General features: G+C 49.2%; 9 protein-coding genes. 5 read left to right on the top strand and 4 right to left on the bottom strand.

The genetic code is table 11. The annotated features are described in order from the left end of the window. Positions 1 to 53 precede the first annotated feature (53 nt). A complete protein-coding gene (nirD, locus tag QFZ51_RS27625; RefSeq protein ID WP_370908222.1) occupies positions 54 to 431 on the bottom strand; it encodes a nitrite reductase small subunit NirD in 378 nt (125 codons plus the stop codon). A 26-nt stretch (positions 432 to 457) separates the two neighbouring features. Then, the gene (gene nirB, locus QFZ51_RS27620; RefSeq protein WP_429050646.1) at positions 458 to 2,956 is read right to left on the bottom strand and encodes a nitrite reductase large subunit NirB; all 2,499 of its coding nucleotides are present in this window, start codon (positions 2,954 to 2,956) and stop codon (positions 458 to 460) included. 185 nt (positions 2,957 to 3,141) lie between these two features. Between nirB and cobA the strand changes: the two genes are divergently transcribed. Together cobA and QFZ51_RS27610 are read left to right on the top strand one after the other, a co-directional pair. After that, positions 3,142 to 3,927, top strand: a complete 786-nt coding sequence (gene cobA / locus QFZ51_RS27615; protein WP_429050645.1) for a uroporphyrinogen-III C-methyltransferase — start codon at positions 3,142 to 3,144, stop codon at positions 3,925 to 3,927. After that, positions 3,914 to 4,609: a Crp/Fnr family transcriptional regulator gene (locus QFZ51_RS27610; protein ID WP_370908219.1), complete on the top strand. Its 696-nt coding sequence runs from the start codon at positions 3,914 to 3,916 to the stop codon at positions 4,607 to 4,609. The genes cobA and QFZ51_RS27610 overlap by 14 nt, the downstream gene beginning before the upstream one ends. 67 nt (positions 4,610 to 4,676) lie before the next feature. Here the strand turns inward: QFZ51_RS27610 and QFZ51_RS27605 are convergent, their stop codons facing one another. Next, entirely contained in the window at positions 4,677 to 5,345 is a 669-nt protein-coding gene (locus QFZ51_RS27605) for a Crp/Fnr family transcriptional regulator (protein WP_370908218.1), read from the bottom strand. Between the two features lie 110 nt (positions 5,346 to 5,455). On the opposite strand from QFZ51_RS27605, the gene QFZ51_RS27600 reads away from it, so the two are divergent. Continuing rightward, positions 5,456 to 7,255 (top strand): chloride channel protein, encoded by a 1,800-nt coding sequence (locus QFZ51_RS27600; RefSeq protein ID WP_429050644.1) that lies wholly within the window; start codon positions 5,456 to 5,458, stop codon positions 7,253 to 7,255. 119 nt (positions 7,256 to 7,374) lie between these two features. Continuing rightward, positions 7,375 to 8,385: an MBL fold metallo-hydrolase gene (locus QFZ51_RS27595; RefSeq protein ID WP_429050643.1), complete on the top strand. Its 1,011-nt coding sequence runs from the start codon at positions 7,375 to 7,377 to the stop codon at positions 8,383 to 8,385. Between the two features lie 3 nt (positions 8,386 to 8,388). Here the strand turns inward: QFZ51_RS27595 and QFZ51_RS27590 are convergent, their stop codons facing one another. Then, positions 8,389 to 9,225, bottom strand: a complete 837-nt coding sequence (locus QFZ51_RS27590) for a class I SAM-dependent methyltransferase (protein WP_429050642.1) — start codon at positions 9,223 to 9,225, stop codon at positions 8,389 to 8,391. Between the two features lie 157 nt (positions 9,226 to 9,382). Here QFZ51_RS27590 and acnA point away from each other — a divergent pair, with 157 nt between their 5' ends. Continuing rightward, positions 9,383 to 12,109 carry an aconitate hydratase AcnA gene (gene acnA / locus QFZ51_RS27585; protein ID WP_429050641.1) on the top strand — a complete coding sequence of 909 codons (2,727 nt, stop codon included), beginning with the start codon at positions 9,383 to 9,385 and terminating at the stop codon, positions 12,107 to 12,109. The last annotated feature ends 5 nt before the right edge of the window (positions 12,110 to 12,114 follow it).

Below are 12,114 nucleotides of genomic sequence, written 5' to 3'. Positions count from 1 at the left end.
TTTCCGGATCAGAAACCCGGTTAGCCTGCCAGCTACCGGGTTTCGTTTTTTTATTATACACCTGCCATCTCCATCTCAGCTTCTACGCCTATATACACCATGTCGTCCACGATCTTTACAGGGTAGGTAGTGAGGGAACATTCGTGTTCATCAGACAGGCAACGGCCATCTTTCAGGGAGAATGTTTTTTTATGAAAAGGACAGGCTACTTTAGGCTCGTCTTGTACAGTGCCGGTCATGCCGCGGCTGAGCGCCATCTGCTGGCGGTGGGGGCAAAGGTTCTGAGTGGCGTACCATTCATTTCTGCGGGCAAAAAAGAACAGCGCTATCTGCTCCTCCTTATACTTTACGCAAACGCCGCCATTGGTAGGTACATCTGATGTTTTGCAGGCGAGGAACCAGCTGGTAGTAGTTGTGTGAGTAGTAGACATAGCAGTATATTTTTTGTGTAAAGAGATTATTTCCATTCTGCGGCTTTCTTCTGGGCGCGCATCGTTTCAAATTTTACAGTAGGGTCTTTATCAGCCGGTGCATTTACGAAGTGCGAGAAACGTTTACGCAACTCAGGATTTTCCACCACTTCGCGCCACTCGCATTTGTAGTTGTCGACCAGCAACTGCATTTCTGATTCGAGCTGGGCGGCAATACCAAGACTGTCATTCAACACCACATTGCGTAAATAATCCATGCCACCATCCAGCTTGTTGAGCCAGGTAGCTGTACGGGTCAGCGGATCGGCAGTTTTGATGTAAAACATCAGGAAGCGATCGATGTATTGGATACAGGTTTCACTGTCGATATCTGATGCGAGTAATTGCGCATGCTGCGGTTTGGAGCCGCCATTACCGCATACATACAGGTTCCAGCCTCTTTCTGTGGCGATGATGCCAAAGTCCTTCGACTGTGCCTCTGCACATTCCCGGATACAACCGGAAACCGCCGATTTAATTTTATGCGGCGCCCGCAATCCGCGGTAGCGTTCTTCTATCCGGATAGCGAAACTCACGCTGTCGTGCAGTCCGAAGCGGCACCAGGTAGAGCCTACACAGCTTTTTACCGTGCGGAGTGCTTTACCGTAAGCATGACCGCTTTCAAAACCCGCCGCAATCAATTCTTCCCAGATATTGGGCAGATCGCTGAGATGCGCACCAAACAAATCGATACGCTGTCCTCCGGTGATTTTCGTATAGAGGTTATATTTAGTACCAATCTGACCAATCACTACCAGCTTTTCCGGCGTAATTTCGCCGCCGGGAATTCTCGGTACCACGGAGTAAGTACCACCTTTCTGGATATTGGCGAGGTAGCGGTCGTTGGAATCCTGCGCAGTGTCGTTGCCTTTGTCAAGGATCATGTCGTTCCACAAACTGGCGAGGATGGAGGCAACTACCGGTTTACATACTTCGCAGCCTTCGCCGTTGCCGTAGTGATCCAGTACTTCATCAAAGGAACGGAGTGATTTTACTTTGATCAGATCCAGCATTTCCTGGCGGGAGTACTGGAAGTGTTCGCAAACCACGTTGCGGATATATTTGCCCTGTGACTTCATGGTGGCGGTGATCAGGTCTTTTACCATCGGCGTACAGCCACCACAGCAGGTACCGGCTTTAGTACATTTCTTTACTTCGTCCAGCGTTTCAAAACCATCGGTTACCACCTGGCAGATGGCGCCTTTGCTGACGCTTTCACAGCTGCAGATAATCGCTTCATCCGGAAGGGCCGTAACGCCGGCGCCGGTATCGGCACTGCCGCTTCTGTTGCCCAGCAATAGATCTTCCGGGTTAGCCGGCAGGGCCAGTTTGTTTTTGGTGGTTTGCAGCAGCATGTTATAGGCAGCTGCATCTCCTATTAATATACCTCCCAGCAGGAACTGGCCATCATGCGTAATGTTGATCCTTTTGTAGGTGCCTTTAAATTTATCTTCAAATACTATACTGTGACAGCTTTCCGGAGCCGGGAACGGATCGCCGAAGCTGGCTACATCCACCCCGATGAGTTTTAGTTTGGTACTCATATCGAAACCGGTGAAGGCTTTGGCTTCACCGGTGATATGAGAGGCGGCCACTTCTGCCATTTCATAACCCGGGGCCACCAGGCCATAGATCATGTTGTTGTAAAGTGCGCACTCACCGATGGAATATATAAAGGAGTCACTTGTCTGCATCTGTTCGTTTACCACAATCCCCCCGCGCGGACCAACGGTGATGCCGGCAGCGCGTGCCAGCTCATCCCGGGGTTTAATGCCCGCAGACACTACCAGAATGTCTGCTTCCAGGATGGTATCATCGGAAAACTGTAATCCTGTTATGGCCTCTTCACCCAGTATTTCACGGGTGTTTTTGCCGGTAAGCACTTTCAGTCCCAGACTGGCCAGCTTGTTCTGCAGGATAGAGGAGCCTTGTTCATCTATCTGGCGTGGCATGAGGCGGGAGGAAAACTCCACCACATGCGTATTGTTAATACCGAGGTCCAGGAGGGCTTTGGCGGCTTCCAGTCCCAGCAACCCACCGCCTATTACGGCGCCGCTGCTGGCTCCCGGGGCATAAGCCTTCATCATTTCCAGGTCTTCTATCGTGCGGTAAATGAATACGCCTTTTTTATCCATGCCGGGTACCGGCGGTACAAATGCGGCTGAGCCGGTGGCCATTACGAGGTAATCGTAGGTTTCCACGATACCTTTATATGACTGCACTGTTTTATTAATACGGTCAATCTGCAATACCGGGTCGCCCAGGTGCAGGCGGATGCCTTGCTCTACGTACCAGTCGGCGGTAGCAAGTAGCAGGTCGTCGGCTGTTTTGCCGTCAAACCAGGAGGTGAGATGTACGCGATCGTAGGCGGGACGGGGCTCTTCTCCAAATACAACGAGTTCAATCGGGGTGTCGGCAGATTTGGAAATGATCTTCTCACAAAATTTGTATCCCACCATACCGTTTCCTATTACTACTATTTTCATTCGATTATATTTAAGGATCAGAAATCTTGAGTTATATTATAAATTAATTAATATAATAGTATTTTTTGCTTTGAAGATGATTTTTAAGGTAGGTGTATGATGTTAATTATAAAATTAAGCGTTTTTGTTTTAATTTTAGGCATGCATAGCTGTTAAATAATCACATAATTTTAAATATCATATGTATGCAGGTGTCAAATCCATTTCTATCTTTAGTAGGAGCAGGGCCCGGAGATCCTGAAATGATCACGCTGAAAGCGATTAATACCATCCGCCAGGCCAACGTTATATTATATGATGCATTGGTAAACGAATCGCTGCTCACTTATGCTTCGCCAGGCGCGGTAATAAAGTTTGTAGGTAAAAGATATGGCTGCCATGCGCTCTCCCAACAGGAAATAAACCACCTGATCGTGGAAATGGCATTGGCCCATGGCCATGTGGTCCGGCTCAAAGGTGGCGATCCGTTCATATTCGGCAGGGCGGTGGAGGAAATTGAAACCGCTAGGAAACATGGGATCAAAGTGGCTATTATACCAGGGATTTCCAGTGCAGTAGCAGTACCGGCATCTCAAATGATACCGCTTACCTGCAGGGGCACGGCGGAAAGCTTCTGGGTAACCACCGGCACTACCCAAAGCGGCAATATTTCGAAAGACATTGCCCTGGCGGCACAGTCCACCGCCACCGTAGTGATATTAATGGCCATGAGCAAACTGGAAGCGATCATGGATATTTTCCAGGCACATGGCAAAGCAGCCACGCCGGTAGCCATTATCCAGGATGGCACCACGCCGCGGCAAAAAATGGTGACCGGCACCGTAAAGGATATCACCTGGCGTGCACAGGCGGCTGGTATGGGAAATCCTGCTATTATAGTAGTAGGAGAGGTAGTAAAGCTGCAATCCCTGCTGGCAGATGAAACATTACAACAATTACAAAACAGTAATACGATACATGAAGAAAGATAAACAGGGCTGTGATGGTAAAACTTGTCTCCTTTGCCGGTTATCCCTGAAAGAGTGGGCTCCGGCAACAGCGTTGTACCGGAAAAATTTTTCGTTGAACAAAGGAGAAACCCTGTTTAAAGAAGGTGATAAAGTAGAAGGTATCTACTTTATTTATGAAGGCCGCATGAAAGTGCATAAACACTGGGGCTCTGAAAAAGAACTTATTGTCCGCTTTGCACAAAAAGGCGATATCGTTGGTCACCGCGGCATAGGCGGTACGGAACACCATTATCCCATATCTGCCACTGCCCTGGAACCGGTAAAAGTTTGTTTTATAGAGATGGACTTTTTTCAGGCATCTCTTAAAATCAATCACGACCTGCTGTATGAACTGATGCTGTTTTATGCGCAGGAACTGCAAACGTCCGAAAAGCAGATGCGCAACCTCGCACATATGTCCGTTAAAGGCCGCATGGCCAATGCACTGATACTGTTACAACAAAAGTTTGGCTTTAACAAAGATGGGTTTATTGATCTTGCATTGAGTAAGCAAGACCTGGCCTCCTACATCGGGGCTACTTATGAAACCACTTTCCGGGTGTTAAATGAATTAATAGAGGAGCGGTTGGTAGCAGTTTCAGGAAAAAGTATCACCATCCTGAATGAAAACAAGTTGCTCAGGCTCACAGAAACCAGTGCCTGAGGGCATTCCCGGATCAAGTCCACCTCATCGTCGTATCAACGCCGGGCTTACTTCCCCTCAATCCCCATTAAACAATATACTTCCGCAGTTTCTTCTCATTTAATATCGTAATCGCCCTTCCCTCCGCGGTAATCAGTTTCTCTGCCATAAATTCCTGCAAATTGCGGTAAATCGTTTCATAGGTGGTTCCTGCAAAAGCGGCGAGATCCTGGCGGCTGATCGTAAAATGAAGCGCCTTATGCAACCGGCTGAGTTCCAGCAAAGCATCCGCCAGCCTGCCTTTTACATCCATATGCACCAGGTTGCGCATCTTCCGTTCTGCCTCCTGTAATTCATCGGCATAAAATTGCATCAGCTTCAATGCCAGGTTGGGGTTCACTTTCAGCGATGCCTCAAAAAACGACAGCTCCGTATAACATACCGTGGTATCTTCCAGCGCAGTGGCGGAAACCGTATACAGCCGCTCACCGCTGCCTAACCCCCGGTGCCCGAGGATATCCCCCTTTTGTGCAAAGCGGACAATGAGTTCTTTTTCAGAGCCCCATTGCTTGTGCACCTTTACGTTGCCGTCATACAAAAAAAAGATCCCTTTTACCGGGCTGCCCTCCTGGAAAATTGTTTCATTCTTCTTATAAAAAAGATGCTGCCTGTGATCCGATACCGCCGCAATCCATTCGGGAATGCTGTACTGGCATAAAAAACAGGTGTTCAGATCGCAGGTTCCGGCTTTTTTCATGACTGCAATACTAGTGTTTTTTTGTGTTTTTGGAAGAAAAAATAGGTTTTAATATGATTTGAATCATATTTTTGCATTGTTTTAAAGATATAATTGTCATTTTGTATAGTATGAATCATAAAAAAGAGCAAAAGTTTGCCGGAAATATGTCAAGGAGGGTATTTTACCTGAGCCTGCAGGCATGTATCAACGCCCTGGTTATAGGCGTAGTAGCAAAAGCACTGGTGTTGCTGATCAGTCTTATTACCAACCTGTCGTTTTACGGTAAATTTTCATTTGAAGAAGCAGGGCCCGCCGGAAACCACCTGGGTATGATCGTAATAATAGTTCCTATCATAGGTAGCCTGATAGTAGGCGTGATGGCGCGTTTTGGCAGTAAAGCCATCCGCGGTCATGGTATCCCGGAAGCCATGGAGAACATCATCGGCAATGAAAGCAAGATCCCGCCGGTGATTACCTTGCTGAAACCCATATCCGCTGCTATTTCTATCGGTACGGGTGGTCCCTTTGGTGCCGAAGGCCCTATCATCGCCACCGGTGGCGCCATTGGCTCCTTCACCGGCCAGGTGATTCACATTTCTTCTGCAGAAAGAAAAGTATTACTGGCAGCCGGCGCTTGTGCCGGTATGGCCGCTATTTTCGGCAGCCCGCTGGCCGCTATCCTGCTGGCCATTGAATTATTATTGTTCGAATTCTCTCCCCGCTCAGTGATTCCCGTGGCCATAGGCTGTATCGCCGGCGCCGGTATGCACATCCTGTTGTTCGACAGCAACCCGGTTTTTGCCATGCCCCCCATCCCTGCCGTAACCGATATTGCCCTGGTCACCTATGTGCTAATGGGTGCCGTAATAGGTGTAGTCGCCGCTTACGTGTCAAAATCTGTTTATTTCGTGGAGGACCTGTTCGAGAAATTACCCATCCACTGGATGTGGTGGCCGGCACTCGGCGCCATCGCGGTGGGCGTGATCGGCTACTTCGCCCCGCACACCATGGGAGTGGGCTACGATAACATCAAAACATTGCTAACCGGCACCGCACCGCTGGCACTGCTCGTATCACTTTGTATCCTTAAATATCTTTCATGGGTGATTTCCCTAGGTAGCGGCACTTCCGGTGGAACGCTGGCGCCCCTGTTTACCATTGGTGGCGCCTTTGGCGCCTTACTGGGCGTGGCCGTAATACAATTATTCCCCGGCAGCGGCATCAATATCGCCACGGCGGCACTGATCGGTATGGCCGCTATGTTTGCCGGCGCTTCCCGCGCATTGCTCACCGCCATCGTATTTTCACTGGAAACAACCGGGCAAACACATGGCCTCCTGCCGCTGATAGCCGCCTGCACAGCCGCTTATTTCGTATCGTTCTTCCTCATGAAAGGCAGCATTATGACGGAAAAGATCCGCCGCAGAGGTGTTGCCACCCCGGAAGAATATACCCCTGATATGATGCAGCTGATTAATGTGGCGGCCGTTGCTACACAACCTCCTGTTACATTGCAGGAGCAAATGACGCAAGCGCAGGCAGACCAGTTATTGCAAACCGTCTTTTATCACTACCGCTACCTGCCGGTAACAGATAGCGCCGGGCAGTTTAAAGGCTATGTTAACAGGCAGCAGTTGTCGGCCGGAAGCAATACGCCTGTCCGCGAGCTCCTGGAGTCATCTGCACCATACCTGTATCCCGCCGATAATATCAATCTCGTTACAGAACTCTTCGATAGCTACCCGCCGGATATCCTGGCGGTACTCGACAAAGGAAAGAAATTGACAGGCATCGTTACTGCCGATGGCGTGCTGAGAACCTATGGTGAACGCCGCAAGGCCACCGCAAAGTATCACTCTGCTTTCTATGGCAATACCCGCCTGCTGCGGTTAATGGCCCGGGGAAAACGACTGCTGGCACGATCTTAACCTGCCGGCATTAAAGGTTGAAATACGGGTCCGCTCTTTTGAGCGGACCTTTTTTTATACCGGGTAAAATATTCCTCCGCACTGTCCGTCTTCGTATAAAAGCTTCTTAACTTTAATACATGCAGCGGAAATTACCTTCCATAGAAGAAAGAATACAACACTCGCAGAACTTCCGGAACGGGGCGTTTCAAAACCTGTCCGTTACGCCGATGAAACCTGACGATGTTACCTACTTCACCATGCTCCGCAAAGTGCTGCGACGCCCGGCAGATGTTCGCCCCCCGGGAGCGATGCCTTCCGTACACACCAACCTGAAAACATTATACTCGGAGAAACCGGTGGTCATCTGGTTTGGTCATTCGTCGTACCTCATCCATGTAAAGGGCTTTAATATATTGGTAGACCCGGTTTTCAGCGGCAGCGCATCCCCCATGTCATTTATGGTAAAAGCTTTCCCGGGAGCAGATGCCTATACGCCCGCTGATATGCCGGAAATAGATCTTTTGATCGTCACTCACAATCACTATGATCATCTTGATAAAAAAACATTAGCGCAGCTGAAGCCACATACAAAGCGCATCTATACCAGCCTGGGTGTTGGTCACGATTTGCAGCGCTGCGTGGCAACAGGCAACAACGTTACGGAAATGGACTGGTGGGAAACCCGTGAAATTGCTACAGACATCACCCTAACGGCTACGCCTGCACGGCATTTCTCCGGCCGCGGCTTTAAAAGAGGTGGCAGCCTGTGGTCTTCTTTTGTACTGGAAATTTTTGGGTATAAGATTTTTATCGGGGGAGACTCAGGATACGACACGCATTTCAAAGCCATCGGTGATAAATTCGGTCCCTTCGATCTCGTGATACTGGAATGCGGACAATACAATGATTACTGGCCTTTCATCCATATGAAACCGGAAGAAACCGTGCAGGCGGCTGTCGACCTGCAGGCAAAAGCCCTGCTGCCGGTGCACTGGGGCAAATTTGTGCTGGCCATGCACGCCTGGAATGATTCCCCGAAAAGAGTGACCGCTGCCGGTGCACAAAGAGGATTGCTGGTTACTACTCCCCGCATAGGAGAGCCGGTAGTCGTAGGCGCACATTATCCGCAGGAACACTGGTGGGAGTAATACCTATATCCGGAAACTCACCATTTCCACAATGCCTTCACCGGGTGCATGAAACAGCTGATTGCCCCCGGTGAGTCTTTTTTCCGTTTCGCACAAAGGCTCCACTGTTTCAAGTATGCCATCCAGCTGATACAGCAATCCTGCTATGTCTGCACGGTTATTCACATTGATGGGCCGGCCAATATAGCTTTCCAGCACCTCTTTTACCGCTTTGTGATGAGACAAAAAATTTACAGGCACCTCTTCCTCAGATAAAGAATAATCCAGCATTACCTGGTTGTGCCGAAACTGCGTTTTAAATAGTTGCATCACCTGCACAAACGCCTGGTTGGGGATGTAGTGAAGCACACCCTCAAAAATGATGATGGCCGGAATCTCCTCCCGGTAGCCATTTTTCAATAATTTATTCCATAGCAGCGCCGTATCTGTTATATCACATTTGATGAAAGCGATCAGCGGATTGCCAGGAATAATTTCTTCGTATAGCCGTTGCTTTTCTTCAATATATCCATTGTCTACTTCTATGATCCGGCTGATCTGCTGCGGGTAGTTTTCCAGGAGATATAAAGATAAAGGGTCCAGTCCGGCGCCGAGCATAATCACCTGTTGTCCTGCAAATTCAGGGATGCGCCTGTGCAACATCCTGCGGATGCTCTGTTTGCGCAGGCAGATCATATCTGTAACAAATGGATATTGTCGTTTCAGCTCATCATATAAACCACTGGTTTCACTGAAATCGATCGCTTCCATATATTGTTGCTGCAGTGGAGAGGTGTACAATTGCATGGCTGCTTCCAGCACCAGGCGCGAAGTGGAGGGTACTTTTAGTTTTCCGGTCATTTTGAGGTGCATTTACAATAAAGCTAATATAGCGCAATGCATAGGTACGGCAGGGTTATTTTAATATGAACCGTTTATAAACGATTCATAATAAGGTATCTTTAATAAACAAAATGGTAGCATCATTGTTTCATTAAAAATGTCAACAACTCAGCTTATGCAGCCACGTATCGCATCACTCAGCAAACTGGAACAGGACGGAAGAAAAATCTCCCGGTTGCCTTTCTCGATCAGGATCTTACTGGAAAATGTATTGCGGAACCACGACAACTTCGCCATCACTGATGAACACGTGGAAACACTGGTGAACTGGGATCCTGCGGGAACAGACAACGAAATACCTTTTAAACCGGCCCGCGTACTGATGCAGGACTTTACAGGCGTTGCCGCTGTGGTGGATATCGCTTCCATCCGTGCGGAAGTGATCCGCAAAGGGAAAGACGGCGCTAAAATTAACCCGGCCATACCGGTTGACCTGGTGGTAGATCACTCCGTGCAGGTAGATTTTTTCGGAACAGACTACTCCTACACAAAAAATGTGGCCTATGAATATGAACGTAATAAAGAGCGTTACCAGTTGCTCAAATGGGCGCAACAGGCCTTCGATAATTTTACAGTAGTGCCTCCGGGCATGGGTATTTGTCACCAGGTAAACCTGGAATACCTCGCCAAAGGCGTTATTAACCGTGATGGTTGGCTGTTTCCCGATACATTGGTGGGCACAGACTCTCATACTCCCATGGTTAACGGTATCGGCGTATTGGGCTGGGGCGTAGGTGGTATTGAAGCCGAAGCAGCTATCTTAGGCCAGCCTATCTATTTCTCCTGCCCCCAGGTGATTGGGCTGCGGCTCACCGGCCGGTTGACGGAAGGCGTTACTGCTACGGATATGGTGCTTGCCATCACGCAGTTGCTGCGTAAATATGGGGTGGTCGACAAATTCGTGGAAGTATTCGGCGACGGTCTGGACTTCCTCTCCGTGCCTGATCGCGCTACTATCTCCAATATGTCGCCGGAGTTTGGCTGCACCGTTACCTATTTCCCGATAGATGCACAAACGTTGCAATATATGCATCGTACCAACCGCTCCAAAGAGGATATTGCGCAGGTAGAAAACTATTGCAAAGAAAATATGCTCTGGCGCCATGGCAGCGAAGAAATCACCTATACGGATATCATTGAAGTGGACCTCGGGCAAATACAATCCGCTGTGGCCGGGCCTAAGCGCCCGCAGGACCGTATCCTGGTCCGTGATCTGCACAATGAGTTTGAAACCCTGCTCAGCAAGGAATTCAAGCGCATGTACACGCCTGAAGGCAAACGGCGTGATACCGCCTGGCTGGCGGAAGGCGGTTCCGGCACCGCCTTTACCTACGAAATACAGAAGCATGTGGAAGAAGTAGCGGTGGAACTCGACTATCTTAAATCCGTACGTATTAAACTGAAAAATGAAGAATATGTGCTGAGCGACGGCGCCATCACCATCGCCGCCATCACCAGTTGCACCAATACTTCCAATCCAAGTGTAATGATAGGGGCGGGGCTGGTAGCAAAGAAAGCGATCAGTCGCGGGTTATATGTGAAACCCTGGGTGAAAACCAGCCTGGCGCCGGGTTCACGGGTGGTAACCGAATACCTGATGCGCTCGGGTTTACTGGCTGAACTTGAAGCATTGCGTTTTCATATTGTTGGCTATGGTTGTACTTCGTGTATTGGTAACAGTGGTCCGCTGCCTCCTGCCATTGCGGAAGCGGTGGAAAAAGGTAACCTGGTGGTGGCATCGGTACTTTCCGGTAACCGTAATTTTGAGGCAAGGGTACATCCTCAGGTAAAGATGAATTTCCTTGCTTCGCCGTTGCTGGTAGTAGCTTACGCCATTGCCGGCCGCATCGATGTAGATATACTTACCGCCCCGCTGGGCTATGACCCTAACGGCGAACCGGTATACCTCCGCGACATCTGGCCTACACAACAGGAAATCAATGATACCGTAGCGGCCGCAGTAAAGCAGGAAGACTTTGAAAACATCTATAAGGTAATATTCGACGGCGACGAACAATGGCGCGGTTTACTGGCGCCCTCGGGCAAAGATTATCACTGGAGTAACGACTCCACCTACATCCGGGAAGCGCCGTTCTTTAAAGGGCTCTCTGAATTTCCGTCTTCCGTGGAAGATGTAAAAGACGCACGCGTGTTACTGAAGCTGGGAGACTCTGTTACTACAGACCATATCTCCCCTGCAGGCTCGTTTAAACAAGACACGCCAGCCGGTAAATACCTGCTGGACCGGGGCATTGATCCGCGTCTCTTTAATTCTTATGGCTCCCGGAGGGGAAATCACGAAGTGATGATCCGCGGCACCTTTGCCAATGTGCGTATTAAAAATGAGTTGTCGCCCAAAGAAGGTGGCTTTACCACTATCATTCCATCCGGAATGGTGTTGCCCATTTATGATGCGGCACAGCAATATGCGGCCACAAAAGTGCCGCTGATCATACTGGCCGGAAAGGAGTATGGCAGCGGTTCTTCGCGCGACTGGGCAGCAAAGGGCACCAATCTCCTCGGCGTAAAAGCAGTAATTGCGGAAAGCTATGAACGTATTCACCGCAGCAACCTGGTAGGCATGGGTATCCTCCCGCTCGAGTACCTGGAAGGAGAAAATGCAGCCATTTTAAATCTAACCGGAACAGAATCATATACCATCAGCGATATCTCCACCGGTCTTGTTCCCAACAAAATACTAACTGTAACGGCTATCCCGGCTGAAGGGCCGCCCATTATTTTCAAAGTAAAATCAAAGCTGAACTCCCTGATAGAAATCGAGTATTATCGCCACGGAGGCATTTTACAGTATGTGCTGCGGGCGTTTCTTGAGAAGGCTTAAGCGAG

It is taken from the genome of Chitinophaga sp. W3I9 (genome assembly GCF_050434025.1).
Classification (GTDB): Bacteria; Bacteroidota; Bacteroidia; order Chitinophagales; family Chitinophagaceae; genus Chitinophaga.
This window is presented reverse-complemented; position numbering and strand designations above follow the sequence as displayed.